Origin of the sequence: Pseudomonas frederiksbergensis (genome assembly GCF_001952935.1) — a bacterium.
Lineage (GTDB): Bacteria > Pseudomonadota > Gammaproteobacteria > Pseudomonadales > Pseudomonadaceae > Aquipseudomonas > Aquipseudomonas frederiksbergensis.
In genome coordinates this window covers 5305676-5326006 of the sequence record NZ_CP018319.1, presented here as the reverse complement: position 1 = coordinate 5326006, position 20331 = coordinate 5305676, and the positions used below count along the sequence as shown (strand labels likewise).

General features: G+C 60.4%; 16 protein-coding genes. 7 read left to right on the top strand and 9 right to left on the bottom strand.

All coding sequences use genetic code 11. From position 1 onward, the window contains the following. Window positions 1-10: 10 nt before the first annotated feature. The 8 genes from moaA to PFAS1_RS25075 form a co-directional block, all read right to left on the bottom strand. Window positions 11-1003, bottom strand: coding sequence for a GTP 3',8-cyclase MoaA (moaA, locus tag PFAS1_RS25110; RefSeq protein WP_076030949.1), 993 nt, complete (start codon window positions 1001-1003; stop codon window positions 11-13). A 25-nt stretch (window positions 1004-1028) separates the two neighbouring features. Next, window positions 1029-1988: a peptidylprolyl isomerase gene (locus PFAS1_RS25105; RefSeq protein ID WP_076030948.1), complete on the bottom strand. Its 960-nt coding sequence runs from the start codon at window positions 1986-1988 to the stop codon at window positions 1029-1031. A gap of 10 nt (window positions 1989-1998) precedes the next feature. Next, window positions 1999-2679 (bottom strand): respiratory nitrate reductase subunit gamma, encoded by a 681-nt coding sequence (gene narI / locus PFAS1_RS25100; RefSeq protein WP_074877127.1) that lies wholly within the window; start codon window positions 2677-2679, stop codon window positions 1999-2001. Further along, window positions 2672-3427 carry a nitrate reductase molybdenum cofactor assembly chaperone gene (narJ, locus tag PFAS1_RS25095; protein ID WP_074877128.1) on the bottom strand — a complete coding sequence of 252 codons (756 nt, stop codon included), beginning with the start codon at window positions 3425-3427 and terminating at the stop codon, window positions 2672-2674. The genes narI and narJ overlap by 8 nt, the downstream gene beginning before the upstream one ends. Before the next feature lie 2 nt (window positions 3428-3429). Beyond that, a complete protein-coding gene (narH, locus tag PFAS1_RS25090; RefSeq protein WP_033059086.1) occupies window positions 3430-4968 on the bottom strand; it encodes a nitrate reductase subunit beta in 1539 nt (512 codons plus the stop codon). A 1-nt stretch (window position 4969) separates the two neighbouring features. After that, window positions 4970-8743 carry a nitrate reductase subunit alpha gene (locus PFAS1_RS25085; RefSeq protein WP_076030947.1) on the bottom strand — a complete coding sequence of 1258 codons (3774 nt, stop codon included), beginning with the start codon at window positions 8741-8743 and terminating at the stop codon, window positions 4970-4972. 69 nt (window positions 8744-8812) lie between these two features. Beyond that, the gene (locus PFAS1_RS25080; RefSeq protein WP_076030946.1) at window positions 8813-10210 is read right to left on the bottom strand and encodes a NarK family nitrate/nitrite MFS transporter; all 1398 of its coding nucleotides are present in this window, start codon (window positions 10208-10210) and stop codon (window positions 8813-8815) included. Continuing rightward, window positions 10188-11492, bottom strand: a complete 1305-nt coding sequence (locus PFAS1_RS25075) for an MFS transporter (RefSeq protein WP_076030945.1) — start codon at window positions 11490-11492, stop codon at window positions 10188-10190. The genes PFAS1_RS25080 and PFAS1_RS25075 overlap by 23 nt, the downstream gene beginning before the upstream one ends. A 305-nt stretch (window positions 11493-11797) precedes the next feature. Here PFAS1_RS25075 and PFAS1_RS25070 point away from each other — a divergent pair, with 305 nt between their 5' ends. The 4 genes from PFAS1_RS25070 (at window position 11798) to PFAS1_RS25055 (ending at window position 15475) form a co-directional block, all read left to right on the top strand. Continuing rightward, window positions 11798-13600 carry a HAMP domain-containing protein gene (locus tag PFAS1_RS25070; protein ID WP_076030944.1) on the top strand — a complete coding sequence of 601 codons (1803 nt, stop codon included), beginning with the start codon at window positions 11798-11800 and terminating at the stop codon, window positions 13598-13600. After that, entirely contained in the window at window positions 13597-14244 is a 648-nt protein-coding gene (narL, locus tag PFAS1_RS25065) for a two-component system response regulator NarL (RefSeq protein WP_076030943.1), read from the top strand. The genes PFAS1_RS25070 and narL overlap by 4 nt, the downstream gene beginning before the upstream one ends. Window positions 14245-14330: 86 nt before the next feature. Then, window positions 14331-15005 (top strand): Crp/Fnr family transcriptional regulator, encoded by a 675-nt coding sequence (locus PFAS1_RS25060; protein WP_074877141.1) that lies wholly within the window; start codon window positions 14331-14333, stop codon window positions 15003-15005. Window positions 15006-15079: 74 nt separating this feature from the next. After that, entirely contained in the window at window positions 15080-15475 is a 396-nt protein-coding gene (locus PFAS1_RS25055; protein WP_076030942.1) for a putative zinc-binding protein, read from the top strand. Window positions 15476-15530: 55 nt separating this feature from the next. Here PFAS1_RS25055 and glcC read toward each other — a convergent pair whose 3' ends face one another. Continuing rightward, on the bottom strand, window positions 15531-16298 hold the full coding sequence (gene glcC / locus PFAS1_RS25050) for a transcriptional regulator GlcC (RefSeq protein WP_076030941.1): 768 nt from the start codon (window positions 16296-16298) through the stop codon (window positions 15531-15533). Window positions 16299-16532: 234 nt separating this feature from the next. On the opposite strand from glcC, the gene glcD reads away from it, so the two are divergent. The 3 genes from glcD to glcF are packed head-to-tail and all read left to right on the top strand — an operon-like array spanning window position 16533 to window position 20317. Next, a complete protein-coding gene (gene glcD, locus PFAS1_RS25045; RefSeq protein WP_076030940.1) occupies window positions 16533-18032 on the top strand; it encodes a glycolate oxidase subunit GlcD in 1500 nt (499 codons plus the stop codon). Beyond that, a complete protein-coding gene (gene glcE / locus PFAS1_RS25040) occupies window positions 18032-19096 on the top strand; it encodes a glycolate oxidase subunit GlcE (RefSeq protein WP_076030939.1) in 1065 nt (354 codons plus the stop codon). Before glcD ends, glcE begins: the two co-directional genes overlap by 1 nt. A 3-nt stretch (window positions 19097-19099) precedes the next feature. Beyond that, complete coding sequence (gene glcF / locus PFAS1_RS25035) at window positions 19100-20317, top strand: glycolate oxidase subunit GlcF (protein WP_076030938.1); 1218 nt, start codon at window positions 19100-19102, stop codon at window positions 20315-20317. Window positions 20318-20331: the final 14 nt, after the last annotated feature.

Genomic DNA, 20331 nt, shown 5'->3' with positions numbered 1-20331 from the left:
AAAGGTCAGTTCAACCGCCACTCATATTCATGAACCGCACAATCTGTACCTCCCGGTCGGGGCTGAAATCGTGGCGCAATGGCTTGCCGCGCAAGGCCTTCTGCACCGCGTTGATCACCGGTTGGTCATCCAACGGATATCGCCGCAGCAATCCACGCAAATCCAGCGCATCGTCCTGCCCCAGGCACAGCAACAACTTCCCTTCAACCGTCATCCGCACCCGATTACAGCTGCCACAAAAGTTGTGGCTGTTGGGCGAAATGAAACCGATCCGTGTCTCGGGATGACGTTCCAGGCGCACGTAGCGCGCCGGTCCGCCGCTGTTTTCGGTGCTGTCGAGCAATCGATGCTGGCTGGCGATCAGCGTGCGCACTTCGTCGCTGGAACAAAACGATTCACCCCGGGAACGACCGACGTCGCCCAAGGGCATTTCTTCGATGAAACTGATGTCGATACGTTGGTCGATGGCGTACTGCACCAACGCCGGGACCTCATCAAAGTTGCGCCCCTTCATCACCACGCAATTGAGTTTGATCCGCTCAAACCCCGCCTCCCGCGCCGCTTCAATGCCGTTAAGCACCTGGTCGAGATCGCCGATGCGGGTGATCGCGCGAAATTTCTGTCCGTCCAGGCTATCGAGGCTGATGTTCATCCGCTTGACCCCGGCGTCGACCAACGGCCGGGCCAGGCGGCTCAGTTGCGAGCCGTTGCTGGTCATCACCAGTTCGCGCAAACCGGGCAGCGCGGCGATGTTGCGGCACAGTTCGACAATGCCCGGACGAATCAGCGGCTCACCACCGGTCAGGCGGATCTTGCGTACGCCCAACCCGACGAACAGCGTCGCCAAACGCTGCAACTCTTCCAGGGTGAGCACCTGCTGACGCGGCAGGAACGTCATGTTTTTCGCCATGCAATACACACAGCGAAAATCACAGCGGTCCGTCACCGACATCCGCAGATAATCGATCTGCCGTCCAAAGCCATCCTGCATTACAGCGTTCATCACATCTCCCGGTTTGCCTCGAGGCTCACTGCACCAGCGGTGAGTCGGCGCCCTGCAAGTGGATACCGCGAATATCCGCCGCACCGATCAGGGTTTGCAGGTACTGCACCAGCGCTTTTTGCCAGACGCCTTGCTGCAACTGCGTGCGAATCGCCGTCGACACCACTTCATAGGGCAACGGCATGCCTTCGATCCGCTGATCGACGCTGATCACATGCCAGCCGTAGCGACTTTCCAGCGGTTTGCTGGCCAGGCCCGGTGCCAGGGTGAACAGCTGACGTTCCAGTTCGGGCACGGTCTGGCCCTTGCTGATCTGTCCCAAAGAACCGCCTTGAGCCTTCGACGGGCAGGCCGAATACTTCACGGCCAGCTCGGCGAAACTGCCGGGGAATTCATCCAGTTGCTGCAGCAGGACTTCGGCCTGACCCTGCGCAAGTTCCCTGGCTTCAACGTCGTCCGGCGCGCATTCGAGCAGGATGTGCCGCACCGCCAGCAACGGTGCGCTGTGGAAGCGTCCGCGATTGTTTTCGTAGTAACGCAGGCTGGTTTCCTCGTCGCACTGCGGCACTTTCACCTCACGTTCGAGCAACAAGCGCGTGGCCGCTTCTTCTTCGTTCTCACCGGCGCTGATCTCCAGCGACACGCCGAGCTCGGCGATGCGCTGCTGCAATAATTCGCGGATCACCAGCGCCCGGGCGGCCAGATAGACTGCCTCCTCGCGGCTTTCGGCCGGGTGATATTGCAGCTCCTGGGCCATCGCTTCCGGGGTGATCGAGACCTCGTTGACGCTGATGATCGGCCACTCCTGTTCACTGCTGGCGATCAACTGCGCCGGGGCGTTATCGGCCCCTGCGGGTTCAACCGGCAGGGCTTCGAACTGCGCCGCTGCGACCGGCGCAATGTCGAGAACAGCCTCGGCCTTTTTTGAAGAACCGCAGCCACCGCTGCCCCCATTACCGCCACCACATCCACATCCACCTGACATGATTGTCTCCTCAGTACTTCTGACGAACGATTTGATAACGACGCCCCAGGTACCAGATCGGTGCGCTGATCATGTGTACGAGACGGGTGAAGGGGAACAGCACAAACAGGGTCAAGCCGAGAAACACATGCAACTTGTAGATCAACCCGACCGGGGCGATGGCCGCCGCTGCTTCCACTGGCCGCAACAGCACGGTGTTCTGCGCCCAATCGGCGAGCATCACCATCACCGAGCCGTCCATGTGGCCGGTGGACGCGACGATGGTCAGCAGACCGAGCAGCAATTGCGCCAGCAGGACCAGCAGAATCAGGATGTCCGAAGGACTGGAAGTAGCGCGGACCCGAGGGTCGTTGAGCCGCCGGTTAACCAGCATCAGCAGGCCGATCAGGCACAGCAGGCCGAAGAACCCGCCCGAGACCATTGCCAGCAACTGTTTGTTCTCAGTGCTGATCACGTGGTGATAAATCGACGCCGGGGTCAACAGGCCGACGAAGTGTCCGGCCAGCACAAACAACACACCGACGTGGAAGAGGTTGCTCGCCACGCGCATGCCGCGCTGATTGAGCATCTGGCTCGAACCTGCTTTCCAGCTGTATTGCGACAGGTCGAAGCGCGCCCAACTGCCGATCAGGCAAATGGCCAAAGCGACATAGGGATAGACCCCGAACAACAACAGGTTCCATTTAGACATTGCCTACCTCCTTGGCTGGCGCGGCGGCCAGCCCTTCATGCTGAAAATCCACCCAGTGCAACGGCACTGCGCTTTCCTCACGGGCCTTGCCCGGTGCGCTTGGCAGCGAACTGCAACGGTCTTGCTGTTCGGCCTGGAGAAAGTCCACGGCTTCCTCTTCCCAGATCTTGTCGAGAGCTTCGAGGGAGTCGTCACGCGGTTCCGCCGCCACCTGCGCCCGCAGGTCGGCGACCGCCTGATGCGGCTCGGCCCCGGCGATTTGCAGCAGCGCCCGGAAGCAGCTGGCATAGGCGCTTTCACGCTCTTCCAGACGTGCGGCGAGCAAGGCCAGCAAGTGCGAAACATCCGCCAGGCCCTCGCGAGCCTCGATGTCTTCGCGGGTGGAGAGGAACTCCAGGTACAGCGGGATATAGTCCGGCAGCTCTTTGACGCCGATGGCAAAACCGGCTTCTTCGTACTGCGCCATCATGTCGACCATCGCCTGGCCACGGTCGCGGGATTCACCGTGCACGTGTTCGAACAACAGCAGCGACAGCGAGCGACCCCGACCGAACAGCGCACCGTAGTGCTCCTGCCCGTCCATCAGGTCATTGGCGCAGATCAGCTCGAGCAATTCGAACAACGCACCGCGCTGTGTCGGGCTGATTTCCCGGGACTGGATAATCGCTTGCTCCAGTTCGTCGCGACCGCCAATCAGCGTCTCGGTCGGGTAATCGAGCAGCAGCGAAATCACTTTGAGAATTTGCATGCTCATTCCTCCCACAACTGCACGGTTTTCAGGATGTCGCGGCGGTTGGCTTTCTTGGCACCAAACATGTTGGTGTCGGAACTGCCGCTACAGCCGCTGCCGAAACTGAAGCCGCAACCGGAGCGTTCGGCGAAGGCGTCGCTCATGGCGTCTTCACGGTGCGCGCTCGGCACCACAAAGCGGTCTTCATAGTTGGCGATCGCCAGGTAGCGATACATCTCCTCGACCTGGGCCACGCTCAGGCCAACATCCTTCAGTACTTGCAGATCCTGAACGCCGTCGACTTGCTCGGAGCGTTTGTAGGCGCGCATCGCCAGCAAGCGCTTAAGCGCACGCTTGACCGGTTTTTCATCGCCCGCCGTCAGCAGGTTGGCCAGGTACTTCAGTGGAATACGCAGGCTGTCGACGTCCGGGATCACTCCGTTCATGCCGACGGTGCCGGCAGTGGCAGCGTTCTGGATCGGCGACAGCGGCGGTACGTACCAAACCATCGGCAAGGTGCGGTATTCCGGGTGCAGCGGCAGTGCGAGTTTCCAGTCCACGGCCATTTTGTAGACCGGCGAACGCTGGGCTGAATCAATCACCGATTGCGGTACGCCATCGGCCAGGGCCTGACGAATCACTGCCGGGTCATTCGGATCGAGGAAGATCTCCAGTTGTTTCTCGTACAGGTCCTGCTCATTGGCGGTGCTCGCCACTTCGCTGATGCGGTCGGCGTCATACAGCAGCACACCGAGGTAACGGATGCGCCCGACGCAGGTTTCCGCGCAAACGGTCGGCATCCCGGCTTCGATACGCGGGTAGCAGAAGATGCACTTCTCGGACTTGCCACTCTTCCAGTTGAAATAGATCTTCTTGTACGGGCAGCCGCTGATGCACATCCGCCAGCCCCGGCATTTCTCCTGGTCGATCAGGACGATGCCGTCTTCTTCACGCTTGTAGATCGCCCCGCTCGGGCACGCCGCTGCGCACGTCGGGTTGAGGCAGTGCTCGCACAGGCGCGGCAAATACATCATGAAGGTGTTTTCGTACTCGCCGTAAATGTCCGCCTGGATCTTGTCGAAGTTCTTGTCCTTGCGACGCTTGGCGAATTCTGTGCCGAGGATCTCTTCCCAGTTCGGGCCCCACTCGATTTTCTCCATGCGCTTGCCGGAGATCAGCGAACGCGGACGCGCGGTGGGTTGATGCTCGCCCAGCGGTGCGGTGTGCAGGTGCTGGTAATCGAAGTCGAACGGTTCGTAGTAGTCGTCGAGGCTCGGCAGGTCCGGGTTGGCGAAAATGTTCGCCAACACGCGGAATTTACCGCCGATGCGCGGGTTGATCGTGCCGTTGGCGTTGCGGATCCAGCCGCCCTTCCACTTGTCCTGGTTTTCCCATTCTTTCGGGTAGCCGATCCCGGGTTTCGATTCGACGTTGTTGAACCAGGCGTATTCCATGCCTTCGCGGCTGGTCCAGACGTTTTTGCAGGTGATCGAGCAGGTGTGGCAACCGATGCATTTGTCCAGGTTCAGAACCATGCCGATTTGTGAGCGAATCTTCATCTCAGTTTTCCTCGATATCGGTCGGCAGCGGACGTGGCAGGTCATCGCCACTTGAACCATCGAGCCAGTCGACTTTGGACATTTTGCGCACCACGACGAATTCATCGCGGTTGCAACCGACGGTGCCGTAATAGTTGAAACCGTAGGCCTGCTGGGCATAGCCGCCGATCATGTGGGTCGGCTTGAGCACGACGCGGGTGACCGAGTTGTGATGGCCGCCACGGGTCTTGGTGGTTTCCGAACCGGGCACGTTCACGATCCGTTCCTGTGCGTGATACATCATCACCATGCCGTCCTTGACCCGTTGGCTGACCACCGCACGGGCGGTCAGTGCACCGTTGACGTTGAAGCACTCGATCCAGTCGTTGTCCTCGATGTCGGCGCTTTTCGCGTCGTTCTCCGAGAGCCAGACAATCGGCCCGCCACGGCTGAGGGTGAGCATCAGCAGGTTGTCGCTGTAGGTGCTGTGGATGCCCCACTTCTGGTGCGGGGTAATCCAGTTCAGGACGATTTCCTTGTGGCCGTTACTGCGCTTGCCTTTCACCCCTTCGATGGTGCGGGTGTTGACGGGCGGGCGATAACTCATCAGTTGCTCGCCGAACGCCTGCATCCACGGGTGATCCTGGTAGAACTGCTGGCGACCGGTGATGGTGCGCCATGGGATCCCTTCGTGAACGTTGGTGTAGCCGGCGTTGTAGCTGACGTGATCGTCTTCTAGACCCGACCAGGTCGGGCTGGAAATGATCTTGCGCGGCTGTGCCTGAATGTCGCGAAAACGGATGGCCTCGTGGGCCTTGGACAGCGCCAGGTGGCTGTGGTCGATGCCGGTGAATTCCGACAGTGCGGCCCAGGCCTTGACGGCGACCTGGCCGTTGGTTTCCGGTGCCAGCGACAGAATCACTTCAGCAGCGTCAATGGCCGTGTCGATTTTTGGCCGACCCTGGCTGATGCCGGCGTCACCTTCCTTGTGATTGAGTTCACCGAGGAATTTCACTTCGTCTTCGGTGTTCCAGTTGATGCCTTTGCCGCCGTTGCCGTTTTTCTCCAGCAATGGCCCGAGGGACGAGAACTGCTTGTAGATGTTCGGGTAGTCACGCTCCACCACATGCAGGTTCGGTGCGTTCTTGCCCGGCACCGGTGCCACGCCGTCGCTTTTCCAGTCGGTGCCGCCAAACGGTTGGGCCAGTTCACCGACGCTGTCGTGCATCAACGGGATGGTCACCAGGTCCTTTTCAACGCCCAGGTGCCCTTCGGCCATGCTGGAAAACGCCTTGGCGATGCCTTTGTAGATTTCCCAGTCGGAACGCGATTCCCACGCCGGGTCGATGGCGGCCGACAACGGGTGAATGAATGGGTGCATGTCCGAGGTGTTCATGTCGTCTTTTTCGTACCAGGTTGCAGTCGGCAACACGATGTCGGAATAGACGCAGGTCGAAGACATGCGGAAGTCCAGGGTGGTGACCAGATCGAGCTTACCGATGGCGCCCTCGTCCACCCATTCGGCTTCTTCGGGTTTGCAGTCGCCGACCTGGCCGATGTCTTCGTTCATTACCCCGTTCTTGGTGCCGAGCAGGTACTTGAGCATGTACTCGTGGCCCTTGCCCGAGGAGCCCAGCAGGTTGGAACGCCAGATGAACATGTTGCGCGGGAAGTTGACCGGGCTGTCCGGCTGTTCGCAGGAGAAACGCAGCGAACCGTCCTGCAGCGACTTGACCACGTAGTCTTTCGGGTCCATGCCGGCGGCAGCGGCGTCGCGGCAAATGTGCAAAGGGTTGGTGTTGAGTTGCGGTGCGCTGGGCAACCAGCCGGCGCGTTCGGCGCGGATGTTGTAGTCCAGGGCATGCTCGGGGAATTGCGATTTATCGGCCAGCGGCGAGAGCACGTCGTGCATGCTCATCTTCTCGTGGCGCCATTGCGAACTGTGGGCGTAGAAGAAGCTGGTGCCGTTCATTTGACGAGGCGGACGGTTCCAGTCCAGGCCGAATGCCAGGGGCAGCCAGCCGCATTGCGGACGGAGTTTTTCCTGACCGACATAATGCGCCCAACCGCCACCGGTCTGACCGACACACCCGCAGAGCATGAGCATGTTGATCAGCCCGCGGTAGTTCATGTCCATGTGGTACCAGTGGTTCATCGCCGCGCCGACGATGATCATCGAGCGACCCTTGGTCTTGTCGGCGTTGTCGGCGAATTCACGGGCAATCTGGATGGCTTTCTCACGGCTGACGCCGGTGATCTGCTCTTGCCACGCCGGGGTGCCGGGCACCGAGGCGTCGTTGTAATCCTTGGCCACGTTTGCGCCGCCGAGGCCGCGATCGATCGCCAGGTTGGCGGCCGACAGGTCGAACACGGTGGCGACTTTGGCCACACTGCCGTCCGCCAGCACCACGTTGTGCACCGGCACGCGACGGTATTGCACGGCATCGCCGGCCACGTGCTGGAAGTGCTCGTGGGATTCGCCGGCAAAATACGGGAATGCCACTTCGGCAACGTCGTCACCGATCAGGCTCAGCTTCAGATCGATCTCACGGCCTTCGCCGCCTTCACGAGGCAGGATGTTCCACTTGCCCTTCTCGCCCCAGCGATAACCGATGGAACCCTGAGGGGACACCAGTTCACCGCTGACATCGAGGGCGATGGTTTTCCATTCCGGGTTGTTTTCCTGGCCGAGGTTGTCGGTCAGGTCGCTGGCGCGCAGGAAGCGGTCCGGCTGATAACCGGCGCCTGGGGCCTTGTCGACCATTTGCTTGAGCAGCACCAACACTGGCAAATCAGTAAAGCGCTTGGCGTAGTCAGTGAAATAGGCGCTCGGTTTGTCCAGGTGGAATTCTTTGAAGATCACATGGTTGAACGCCTGGGCCAGCGCCGCATCGGTGCCTTGTTTAGGGTTCAGCCACAGGTCAGTGAGCTTGGCGACTTCCGAGTAATCCGGAGTGATCGCCACAGTCTTGGTGCCCTTGTAGCGGACTTCGGTAAAGAAGTGCGCATCCGGGGTACGGGTCTGCGGGACGTTGGAGCCCCAGGCAATGATGTAGTTGGAGTTGTACCAGTCGGCCGATTCCGGCACGTCGGTCTGCTCGCCCCAGACCATCGGCGAGGCGGGTGGCAAGTCGCAGTACCAGTCGTAGAAACTCAGGCAGGCGCCGCCGATCAGCGACAGGTAACGCGAGCCTGCCGCGTAGCTGACCATCGACATGGCCGGGATCGGCGAGAAGCCGACGATCCGGTCCGGGCCGTATTGCTTGATGGTGTAGACGTTGGCCGCGGCAATGATCTCGTTGACTTCTTCCCAGTTGGAACGAATGAAGCCACCCATGCCGCGCTTGCTTTTATAGGAGTCGGCCTTGGCCTTGTCCTCGACGATGCTGGCCCAGGCTTCGACCGGCGCCATGGTTTGCCGCGCATCGCGCCAGAGCTTGAGCAACGGCTTGCGGATTTTCGGGTACTTGAGCCGGTTGGCGCTGTAGATGTACCAGCTGTAACTGGCACCACGCGGGCAGCCACGGGGCTCATGGTTCGGCAGGTCGTTACGGGTACGCGGGTAGTCGGTCTGCTGGGTTTCCCAGGTAATCAGGCCGTTCTTGACGTAGATTTTCCACGAGCACGACCCGGTGCAGTTCACCCCGTGGGTGGAACGCACGATCTTGTCGTACTGCCAGCGCGAACGGTAGACGTTCTCCCAATCGCGAGACTCTTTGCGGGTCTCGCCATGACCGTCTGAAAACTCGTTTTGCTTGCGATTGAAAAACCGCAATTGATCCAGTAAATGACTCACGGTGTAGTCCTCTCAGGCTTTGTCGCGGAGTCTGTGCCCCGCCCACGCAATGATTGAATTCGGGCCTTCTCAGCAGGGTGTCGCGGCGCCTTTGCGCGCGTACCACCACCAGGTCACCACGATGCAGCTCAGGTAAAAGCCGACGAACATGTAGAAGGCCATCTCCGGGCCGCCGGTCAGGGCCATCGAAGAGCCGAAGGATTTGGGGATAAAGAACGCACCGAAGGCGCCCATGGCCGAACTGAAGCCCAGGACGGCGGCTGACTCTTTGCCGGCATTTTTCAGCGCTTGTTCGCGCACGGCCGGTGGTTTTCCGACCGAGGCTTTTTCATGCTGGGTGCGGAAGATCACCGGGATCATCCGAAAGGTGGAGCCGTTGCCGATGCCAGTGGTGATGAACAGCAGCATGAACATGCCGAGGAAGCCGTAGAAGTTGCCGCCCTGACCGTTTTGCGGCAGGAAGTGCATCACGGCGAAGACCATCGCGATCATCGCCACGAAGTTCCACAAGGTCACTTTCGCGCCGCCGAGCTTGTCCGCCAGCCAGCCGCCCAATGGGCGTACCAGCGCACCGACCAATGGGCCGAGGAAGGCGAATTTCAAGGCGATAACATCAGGGAACGAGGTTTTGATCAGCAGCGGAAACGCGGCGGAGAAGCCGATGAACGAACCGAAAGTCGCCAGGTACAACCAGCACATCAGCCAGTTGTGTTTGCGTTTGAAGATCACCGCCTGCTCGCTGAAAGAAGCGCGGGCACTGGACAGGTCATTCATGCCGAACCAGGCCAGCACCGTCACCAGGACAATGAACGGTACCCAAATGAAGCCTGCGTTCTGCAGCCACAACTGGCCGCCATCCGGCAATGCTTGCGGCGAGCCGCCCATGAAGCCGAACACGCCGAAGGTAATCACCAGCGGTACACAGAACTGCATCACCGAAACGCCCAGGTTACCCAGCCCGGCGTTGAGGCCAAGGGCCGTGCCCTGCTGCGACTTGGGATAGAAGAAACTGATGTTGGACATGCTCGAGGCGAAGTTGCCGCCACCGAAACCGCAGAGCAAGGCGATCAATACGAACACGCCGTAAGAGGTGCTCGGGTCCTGCACGGCGAAGCCCATCCAGATCGAGGGCAACAACAGTGACGCGGTGCTCAGGGCGGTCCAGCGACGGCCACCGAAGATCGGCACCATAAAGGAGTAGAAGACGCGCAAGGTCGCCCCGGACAGGCCCGGCAACGCCGCCAGCCAGAACAACTGGTCGGTGCTGAAGGTGAAGCCGATGGCGTTCAAACGCACGATTACCGTGCTCCAGACCATCCACACCGCGAAGGCCAACAGCAGCGCAGGAATGGAAATCCACAAGTTGCGCGTGGCGGTCTGTTTGCCGCTACTTCCCCAGAATGCTGGGTCCTCGGGGCGCCAGTCATGAATGACCGGGCCTTTGTCAGGCTTTTGCAGAACGGACATGTTCTTCTCCTAGGGCAATGCTGGAAATCGGGGACGGGGTCAGCAGCGGCGTTTTACCCAGCACCGCGCTTTTGCGTATTTCGCTGAAGTACATCCAGGTGAGGGAGACCCAGACCACGCCGTACATCAACATGAAGCAGGAAGAGCGCACGCCGGTGAGGTCCACCAGGGCGCCGAACAGGATCGGCAGCACGAAACCGCCCAGGCCACCGGCGAGGCCGACGATGCCGGACACCGCGCCCATGTTTTTCGGGTAGTCGTTGGCGATGTATTTGAAGACCGAGGCCTTGCCAAACGCGAAGGCGATGCCCATGACGAACAGCAGCACGGTGAACAGCGCCGGGTTCAGGCCGATGTGGAAATCTATCGGGCCGTTGATGGTCTGCACTTGCAGTTGGGTCTGGGGATACGAGAGCAGGAACAGGCAGATCCAGCTGACCCACAACACCCACCAGGTCACGCTTTGCGCACCCCAGCGATCCGACATCCAGCCGCCGACCGCACGCAGCACACCACCGGGCAGGGAGAAACAGGCCGCCAGCAGCGCCGCGCTTTGCAGGCTGAAACCATATTCCTGCACGTAGTACTTGGTCATCCACAGGGCCAGGGCGACGTAGCCACCGAAGACGATCGAGTAGTACTGGCAGTAGCGCCACACTGCCGGGTCCTTCAGCGAGCTCAATTGCTCACGCAAGGTAGCGCCGGAGGCACTGCGGTGGTCCTTGTTTTCGGCACTGAGAAACCAGAACAGCAGCGCGGTAATAAAGAGGATCGCGCTGAAGACTTTCGGCACCAACTGCCAACTGCCGGCAGCGATCAGTGCCGGGGCGAGAAACTTGGTCACCGCGGCCCCGGCGTTACCGGCACCGAAGATGCCCATCGCGAAGCCCTGGTTCTCCTTGTCGAACCATTTGGCGACGTAGGCAATCCCGACCGAGAACGAGCCGCCGGCCAGGCCGACGAACAAGCCCAGCCCCAGGAACTGCCAGTAGGCGGTGGCGTGACTGATCAGGTACAGCGGCGCCACACAGGCCAGCATCAACAGGAAGAACACGCTGCGCCCGCCAAAGCGGTCGGTCAGCAGACCCAGTGGCAAACGCACCAGTGAGCCGGTCAGCACCGGGGTCGCAGCCAGCAGACCGAATTGGGTTTCGTTGAGCTGGAGCAGGTCCTTGATCGGTACACCGAGCACGGCAAACATCATCCAGACCATGAAACACACAGTGAAGGCCAGTGTGCTCATGCCCAGCACCAAGCCTTGTCGTACACGAGGTTGGTTCACAAATGCTCTCCAGTCAGTTAGCCATGGCGGCAGACTAGAGAGGCCAACCCCGCAAAAACTTGATCCATATCAACGAAGCCCCGGGGGGCATAGGCCTATGCTTGCGCGGTCTACCTCTAAGGAGGTAGTACAGGAAAACCCTGAAACCATTGATTTATCAGTGTCTTGAGGTTTTCTTCAAAGGTTTTTGCTGACAAGGATCAGTCGACAACTCTTTAGAGGTAGCGCGCCCGGGATCGGCGGCAAACCCCCTTCCTGGAGCTCCACGTGTGCTGTTTTGCTGATTTCTTCCGGGACCTGCGCTGATGATCCGCTGGTTGCGCAGCTCCCTGCCCGCTCGCGCCGGGCTGGCGGTGATCCTGATCGCCGTCCTCGCCCTCGCCAGTTCGTTGAGCGCCGGACTGATCGCCTGGTTCAGCCAAGGCGATGCGGCCGCCATCAACACCGCCGGCTCGGTGCGCATGGAGACCTACCACCTGAGCTGGAAACTGGCCGCGGGGGTAACCGGCGAAGAAATCATCGCCGTCAGCGACAGCCTGCAAACCCGGCTCAACAGCCAGTCACTCAAGGCGGTACTGGAAGATGGTCCGACCACCGCGCTGCAACTCAGCTACGAGCAAATCCAGCAACAATGGAAGGAGGATTTGCGCCCGGCACTGGAGCGTGGCGATGCCGCCTATTTTCAGGTCCAGGCCCTGCCCTTCATTGAACGACTGAACCAGTTCGTCAACCTGTTGCAGCGCCAAAGCGAACAGAAGCAAGGCTGGCAACAGGTGATCCAGGGCTTGGCCTTGTTCACCACCCTGTTCGTCCTGCTGATTGGGCTCTACGAGTTGCAGTACGGGGTCGTCATGCCCTTGAAAGAGTTGGTGGACGCGACCCAGCGCTTTCGTCGCGGCGATTTCAAGGTGCGGGTCAACCATCAGTCCCAGGATGAACTGGGCCAGTTGGCCATGAGTTTCAACGCCATGGCCGAGACGATCGAAGACTCCCATCGCACCCTTGAGAGTCAGGTCCAGCAAAAAACCCTGAACCTGCAACAAGCCAATGCCGCTCTTGAGTTGCTGTACCAAAGCAGTCGCAGCCTGGCCACGCGCCTGGCCAATGCCGAAGGCCTGGACGAGTTGATCCGGCGCTTCCAGCAACGCTTGCCCGGCTTGCGCTTGTCGCTGTGCCTGCAAGGACAAATGCAGGCACCGTCCCAGCAGTTGCTCGCCCTGCATGGCGCGAACATCCGGGAAGTCTGCGCCAGCAGCGATTGCGCCACGTGCCAGAAGCACCATAAAGCCAGCCCGCAAACCTTCAGCATCAGCAATCAGGGCAGTGAACTGGGTGAACTCAAGGCGCATTTTGTCGACGGGCACCCGACGCAAGCCTGGGAAACCCAACTGATCCAGGCCCTGGCCAACCTGATTGGTACCTCGCTGTCGCTCAAACGCCAGCGGGAACAGGATCATCGCCTGCTTCTTCTCGAAGAACGCACGATCATCGCCCGCGAGCTGCACGACTCACTGGCCCAGGCCTTGTCCTACATGAAGCTGCAAGTCAGCCGCCTGCAGACCCTGATGCGCCGTGGCGAACCGGTCGAGACCCTGGAAAACGTCACCGCCGAACTGCGCGAAGGGCTGAACAATGCCTATCGCCAGTTACGCGAATTGCTGACCACCTTTCGCTTGCAGATTCACGATGCGGGGCTGGTACAGGAACTCAAGGACACCGCCGAGGAGTTTTCCCGACGAGGGGAATTCCAGGTGCACCTGCACGTCGACGCGCTGGCCTTTCAGTTATCGGCCAGCGAACAGATCCACATTTTGCAGATCACCCGCGAGGCGCTCTCCAACTGCCTGCGCCACGCCCATGCGCAAAACGCCTGGCTGCAACTGCGTCAGGACGGTGAAACCGTCAGGCTTATCGTCGAAGACGACGGGCGTGGCTTCAGCGGTAACGTCGACCAACGCGAACACCACGGTCTGAAAATCATGGATGAGCGCGCCCGCAGCCTGCGCGGTCAACTCGAAATAGTGTCCAGGGAGCCGCAAGGCACCCGCGTCCAACTGGAATTCCAACCGGAGTTTCTCGGGCAGCAAACAGAAGGTAGCGTCACATGAACCCGTCCCTGCAACACACCATCCTGCTGGTCGACGACCACCCGATGATGCGTCACGGCATCCGTCAGATGCTCGAACTTGAAGATGATTTCCTGATCGTCGGCGAAGCCAATAACGGTGAAGAAGCACTCAGCATGATCGAACCGCTGCAACCGGATCTGGTGCTGCTCGATAACAACATGCCGCTGATGAATGGCATTGAAACCCTGCGCCAATTACGGGCGATGCACTACACCGGCAAGGTGTTGCTGTTTACGGTCTCGGATGCCGAAGACGATATTCGCGACGCACTGCGTCTGGATGCCGACGGCTACCTGCTCAAGGACATGGAGCCCGAACTGTTGATTCAGTACATCCGCAATGCCTTGAACGGCGAATTGGTGATCAGCCCGGGGCTGACCCAGGTCATGGCCCAGGCCCTGCGCTCACCGCAGCGTCAAACTGTGGTGGAACTGACCGAGCGTGAGCGTCAGGTGCTGAAAACCATCGCCAGCGGTTTCAGCAACAAGGTCATCGGGCACAAGCTGGGCATCACCGAAGGCACGGTCAAGGTTCACGTGAAAAACCTGCTGCACAAACTCGGTTTGCGCTCGCGGGTCGAGGCGGCGGTGTGGGCCATGGAGCATCTGCGCAATGCCGGCTGACAGGCATGCCTCTTTGGAGGTAGGCCGGCAGAGGCATAGGTCATCCGGCCGGCGCTCTCTACTATGAGCGTCAGCGGAGGTACGCCATGCTGACCCACCCTTCCATCGTTTTAACGTTGCGTCGTCATCATCTGTTCAGCCAGTTGCCGGAGAAAATCTTCGAGGAAGTCTGCGGCCTGGCCATGCTCAAGCGCCTGGCCTGTCACAGCACGCTCATGCACCAGGGCGACCCGGCCAAGCGTTTTTTTCTGCTGGTCAGCGGCCAGATCAAGTTGTACCGGCTGACCGGTGAAGGCCAGGAGAACCTGGTGGAGATCATTCACCCCGGCCAGACCTTTGCCGAAGCCTTGCTGTTCAGCCAGGCCCGTCTCTACCCGGTGAGCGCCACTGCGCTGAAGGACAGCGTGCTGGTGAGTATCGAGGGCAGCCATTACCGCAATGCCCTGGAAGACCAGCCAAAAGTTTGCCTGGCGATCCTCGCGAGTATGAGCGTGCACTTGCACCTGCGTCTGCGCGACATCGACACCTTGACCATGGCCAGTGCGAGCCGGCGGGTGATCAATTTTCTGTTCCAGGAACGCAACCCGGTCAGCGGCTTGATTGTCTTGCAGGTGTCCAAACGCCTGGTCGCCTCGAAGCTGGGTATTCAGCCGGAAACCTTTTCGCGGATCCTGCACCGTCTGGTGGACAGCGGCCTGATTGCCATGGAACGGCGCAATATCAGCATCCTCGCCGAAGAGGACCTCGCGGCCTTCCAATAGACGGAATTGACCGCAGTCAATGCGCAATGCCAGCGGCCTTGCACACTGAAGAAGTCCATCCATGGAGAGCGCTCATGTCCCGTTCAACCTTGCCCCTGATTTACTCCTGCTCAGGCTGCTCCAACGTCGCCCAACTGGCCAACACCCTGGCCGTGCGGCTGGATCGCAGCGGCCTGGCGGAAATGTCCTGCATCGTCGGGGTCGGCGGGCATGTGGCGGCGCTGGTCAACAAGGCACGTTCGGGGCGGCGGATTTTTGCGTTGGATGGTTGCCCGTTGCAATGTGTTGAAAATTGCCTGAAGCAGCATGGCCTGCGCGCGGATGTGCATCTGATTCTTAGCCATTACGGGTTGCGCAAGCGTTATGGCGAGGACTGTACGCAAGCAGAGAGTGATGAGTTGTTTGTACAGATCGGGCAGCTGATTGCCAGTGATGCTCGGCAGAATCACGCCTCTGAACTGATGGTTTGAAGTCAACGCAGATCAAATGTAGGAGCGAGCCTGCTCGCGAAGGGGGACCCGGGCCTTACGCCCATCCCTCAAGTCGCAGCGTGGCCCTGACCAGACGTTGTTCCTCGCTTTCGATTTCCTTGAGGTTCTCGCAAATGCTCTGGATATGCGCGATGGCCGCCTTGCGCGCCTGTTCGGGCATACGGCCGGTGACGGCGTTGTAGAGCCGCGCATGTTGACGGTCGATCTGACGCTTTTGCGGTTCGCGGTGGTAAAGGTTATTGACCGAGGCAAACACCGTGCTCGGCAGCAAGTCCGTCAGCGAGCGCAAGGTCTGCACCAGCACCGGGTTGTGCGAAGCCTCGCAAATCGCCAGGTGGAACGCGTGATCGAGCCGGGCGTGTTCGCTCGCCTCCAGCGAACGGCTATGGGCGTTGCACAACGCCTCATAGCTGCGGGTGATGAGGACGAAATCGGCATCGGTTCCGCGCAACGCCGCCAGGCGTGCGGACTCGCCTTCGAGCAGGCTGCGGACCTCGAACAAATCGTAGAGTGTGCGCGGTTGTGAGCTGAACAAGTGCATCAACGGCGACGCGGCACCGTGTCCCGAAAGATCGGCCACAAAAGAGCCTTTGCCCTGTTCTGTCTTGATAATCCCGCGAGCGCGCAACAACTTCAGGCCCTCGCGAAGTGCCGTGCGGGAAACGCCAAGTTTTTCGGTCAGACGACGTTCCGACGGCAACAATTGCCCGGTCTTGAGTACCCCGTCGACGATCAGACGCTCAATACGCTCACAGACCACGTCTGCGACTTGTGGATTACGGCTCGTTTCTGCCCTTTCCATCGACTCTCCAACTGGTATGACCAGCCTCACCGCCAAAACAACAGATGTTCAACCACCAGGCTATATTTATGTTTTAGAACATCTTTTTTAACTTAATAAAAAACCATCGAATAAAAAACTGGTTCGACCAGCCAAACAACACATAGACAGTAGAGCGCCTCAGGCCAATGATGCAAGTCAGTGGTAAACGGACACAGACCTCCTATAAAAACAACTGAGGGTCGTCAACCGCCTATGAACATTCTTTACGATGAACGCGTCGATGGCGCCCTGCCCGATGTCGACAAAACTGCCTTGCTGCAAGCCCTGCAAACACAGTGGCCGGATCTGGAAGTCCTGCATCAACAGGAAGAACTCAAACCGTACGAATGCGACGGGCTTTCTGCTTACCGAACCACGCCCATGCTGGTGGTGCTGCCACGCAACGTTGACGAGGTGCAAGGTGTGCTTCGACTCTGCCATGAGCGGCAAGTCGCGGTGGTCGCCCGCGGTGCCGGCACCGGTTTGTCCGGCGGGGCCTTGCCGCTGGAAAAAGGCGTGCTGCTGGTAATGGCGCGCTTCAACTCTATTCTGCACATCGACCCCGCCGCCCGTACGGCTCGGGTACAGCCGGGGGTGCGCAATCTGGCGATTTCCCAGGCTGCAGCGCCGTTTGGCTTGTATTACGCGCCGGACCCTTCCTCGCAGATCGCTTGTTCAATCGGCGGCAATGTGGCGGAAAACGCCGGTGGCGTGCATTGCCTGAAATATGGGCTGACCGTGCACAACCTGCTTAAGGTCGACATCCTCACCGTCGACGGCGAACACCTGCCCCTGGGTTCCCAGGCGCTCGATTCTCCGGGCTTCGATCTGCTGGCGTTGTTCACCGGCTCCGAAGGCATGCTCGGTATCATCACCGAGGTCACGGTCAAACTGCTGCCCAAACCCCAGACCGCTAAAGTGCTGCTGGCGGCGTTCGATTCCGTCGAGAAGGCGGGCCGCGCGGTGGGTGACATTATTGCCGCCGGCATCATCCCCGGTGGCCTGGAGATGATGGACAACCTGGCCATTCGCGCCGCCGAAGACTTTATCCACGCTGGCTATCCGGTCGACGCCGAAGCCATTTTGCTGTGCGAGCTCGATGGCGTTGAAGCCGACGTTCATGATGACTGCGACCGCGTGCGCCAAGTGCTGGAACAGGCCGGCGCCACCGAAGTGCGCCAGGCCCGCGATGAAGCCGAACGCGTGCGTTTCTGGGCCGGGCGCAAGAATGCATTCCCGGCGGTGGGTCGCCTCTCGCCGGATTATTACTGCATGGACGGGACGATCCCGCGCCGCGAGTTGCCCGGCGTGCTGCAGGCGATCGCCGCGTTATCAGCCGAGTACGGCCTGCGGGTGGCCAATGTTTTTCACGCCGGTGACGGCAACATGCACCCGCTGATTCTGTTCGATGCCAATCAACCGGGCGAGCTCGATCGCGCTGAAACCCTGGGCGGCAAGATCCTCGAATTGTGCGTGAAGGTTGGTGGCAGCATCACCGGTGAACACGGCGTGGGCCGGGAGAAAATCAATCAGATGTGCGCGCAGTTCAATAGCGATGAGTTGACCGTGTTCCATGCCGTCAAAGCCGCCTTCGATCCGAGTGGTTTGCTCAACCCCGGCAAGAACATCCCGACGCTGCACCGCTGCGCCGAGTTTGGCGCCATGCACGTTCACATGGGTCAGTTGCCCTTCCCTGAACTGGAGCGTTTCTGATGCGTAGCGAACACGATAACGACGACAGCGCCTCGCTGCTGGAGCAAGTCAACCAGGCGTTGCAAAACGCCACGCCGTTGCGCATTCAAGGCTCCAACAGCAAGGCGTTTCTTGGGCGCATTGTGGCGGGCGAAGTGCTCGACACGCGCAGCCACCGAGGCATCGTCAGCTACGACCCGACCGAATTGGTGATCACCGCCCGCTGCGGCACTCCTTTGACAGAACTGGCCGAAGTGCTGGACGCGGCGCAGCAGATGCTGCCCTGCGAACCGCCCTCCTTCGGCGACGGCGCCACGGTCGGCGGCATGATCGCCAGCGGGCTGTCGGGTCCACGGCGTCCCTGGTCGGGCTCCGTCAGGGACTTTGTCCTCGGGACCCGCGTCATTACAGGCCACGGCAAGCATTTGCGCTTTGGTGGCGAAGTCATGAAAAACGTCGCCGGCTACGACCTGTCGCGCTTGATGGCCGGCAGCTACGGCTCGCTCGGCGTGGTCACCGAAGTCTCGCTCAAGGTCCTGCCCAAGCCGCGTCAAGCGTTAAGCATCAGCCTGGAAATGGACAGTGACCGCGCCTTGCTGCGCCTCGCCGAATGGGGCCAGCAGCCGTTGCCGATCAGTGCTGCGTGCCACGATGGGCAGCGCCTGCACCTGCGACTTGAGGGTGGCGAAGGCTCGGTGGCTGCGGCACATGACCGACTGGGCGGCGAGTTGCTCGACGCCTCGTACTGGGATGATCTCAACGAACATCGATTGAGCTTCTTCGATGAGGACCAGGCACTTTGGCGCCTGTCCGTCCCTCACAACACGCCTCGGCTTTCCCTGCCTGGCCGTCAGCTACTCGATTGGGGCGGCGCGCAGCGCTGGCTCAAATCCGACGCGGAGGCAGCGTTCATCCGCTCGATCGTCGAAGAAGTCGGCGGGCATGTGACCTGCTACACCCATGGCCTGATCGACAGTCCGTTTCAACCGTTGCCTGGCGCATTGATGCGCTACCACCGGAGCCTGAAGCAACAACTCGATCCCCGGGGCATCTTCAACCCCGGGCGCCTGTACGCGGAGCTTTGACCCATGCAGACCACCTTGAGCGAACAAGCCCGCCACCTGCCCCGCGCCGAAGAAGCCGAAAGCATTCTGCGCACCTGCGTGCACTGCGGTTTCTGCAATGCCACCTGCCCGACCTATCAATTGCTCGGCGATGAACTGGACGGACCGCGGGGCCGCATTTACCTGATCAAACAGGTTCTGGAGGGCAATGAAGTCACGCAAAAGACCCAACAGCACCTGGATCGCTGCCTGTCGTGCCGTAACTGCGAAACCACCTGCCCTTCCGGTGTCGATTACCACAACTTGCTGGACATCGGCCGGGCGGTGGTCGATGCGGCGGTGCCGCGCCCGCTCGGTCAGCGCTTGTTGCGCGAGGGATTGCGCAGCGTCGTGCCCAATCCTGCATTGTTCAAAGGGCTGGTCAGCAGTGGCCAGGTGTTCCGGGCGTTGTTGCCCAACACCTTGCAGATCAAGTTGCCGCGCCGCATCTATCCGGCCAAGCCACGCCCGGTCACTCGCCATGCCCGGCAAGTGCTGATGCTCGAAGGCTGCGTGCAACCGAGTCTGTCACCCAATACCAACGCGGCTGCCGCGCGGGTACTGGATCGACTGGGGATCAGCGTCATTGCAACCCGCGAGGCCGGATGCTGCGGCGCGGTGGATTATCACCTCGATGCTCAGGCGGCCGGCCTGGATCGCGCCCGGCGCAACATTGACGCGTGGTGGCCGAGCATTGAAAGCGGTGCCGAAGCCATCGTGCAAACCGCCAGCGGTTGCGGCGCCTTCATCAAAGATTACGGTCACTTGCTCCGCACCGACCCGGCCTATGCCGAGAAGGCGAAAAAGGTCAGTGCGCTGGCCAAGGATCTGGTCGAAGTGCTGCGCGACGAACCGCTGGAAAAACTCGGCATCCACAGCGCCCAACGCCTGGCCTTCCATTGCCCCTGCACCTTGCAGCACGCGCAGAAACTGGGCGGTGCGGTGGAAGCGATTCTGACCAGTCTTGGGTTCAACCTCACGCCGGTTGCCGACAGTCACCTGTGCTGCGGCTCGGCGGGCACCTATTCGCTGACCCAACCGGAACTGTCCCGGCAACTGCGCGACAACAAGCTCAATGCGCTGGAAAGCGGACACCCCGAAGTCATTGTCACCGCCAATATCGGCTGTCAGTCCCACCTCGACGGTGCGGGCCGAACCCCTGTCAGGCACTGGATCGAACTGGTCGAAGCCGCCTTGCCCTAACCGAGTACTGGAGA

Bases quoted from the DNA above. Each gene is read 5' to 3' on its own strand.
- PFAS1_RS25055 (WP_076030942.1), top strand. From the start codon at position 15,080: ATGTCCCGTTCAACCTTGCCCCTGATTTACTCCTGCTCAGGCTGCTCC.
- narI (WP_074877127.1), bottom strand. From the start codon at position 2,679: ATGTCTAAATGGAACCTGTTGTTGTTCGGGGTCTATCCCTATGTCGCT.
- narH (WP_033059086.1), bottom strand. From the start codon at position 4,968: ATGAAGATTCGCTCACAAATCGGCATGGTTCTGAACCTGGACAAATGC.
- moaA (WP_076030949.1), bottom strand. From the start codon at position 1,003: ATGAACGCTGTAATGCAGGATGGCTTTGGACGGCAGATCGATTATCTG.
- PFAS1_RS25060 (WP_074877141.1), top strand. From the start codon at position 14,331: ATGCTGACCCACCCTTCCATCGTTTTAACGTTGCGTCGTCATCATCTG.
- glcC (WP_076030941.1), bottom strand. From the start codon at position 16,298: ATGGAAAGGGCAGAAACGAGCCGTAATCCACAAGTCGCAGACGTGGTC.
- PFAS1_RS25105 (WP_076030948.1), bottom strand. From the start codon at position 1,988: ATGTCAGGTGGATGTGGATGTGGTGGCGGTAATGGGGGCAGCGGTGGC.
- glcE (WP_076030939.1), top strand. From the start codon at position 18,032: ATGCGTAGCGAACACGATAACGACGACAGCGCCTCGCTGCTGGAGCAA.
- PFAS1_RS25080 (WP_076030946.1), bottom strand. From the start codon at position 10,210: ATGTCCGTTCTGCAAAAGCCTGACAAAGGCCCGGTCATTCATGACTGG.
- narJ (WP_074877128.1), bottom strand. From the start codon at position 3,427: ATGCAAATTCTCAAAGTGATTTCGCTGCTGCTCGATTACCCGACCGAG.
- PFAS1_RS25070 (WP_076030944.1), top strand. From the start codon at position 11,798: ATGATCCGCTGGTTGCGCAGCTCCCTGCCCGCTCGCGCCGGGCTGGCG.
- narL (WP_076030943.1), top strand. From the start codon at position 13,597: ATGAACCCGTCCCTGCAACACACCATCCTGCTGGTCGACGACCACCCG.
- glcF (WP_076030938.1), top strand. From the start codon at position 19,100: ATGCAGACCACCTTGAGCGAACAAGCCCGCCACCTGCCCCGCGCCGAA.
- glcD (WP_076030940.1), top strand. From the start codon at position 16,533: ATGAACATTCTTTACGATGAACGCGTCGATGGCGCCCTGCCCGATGTC.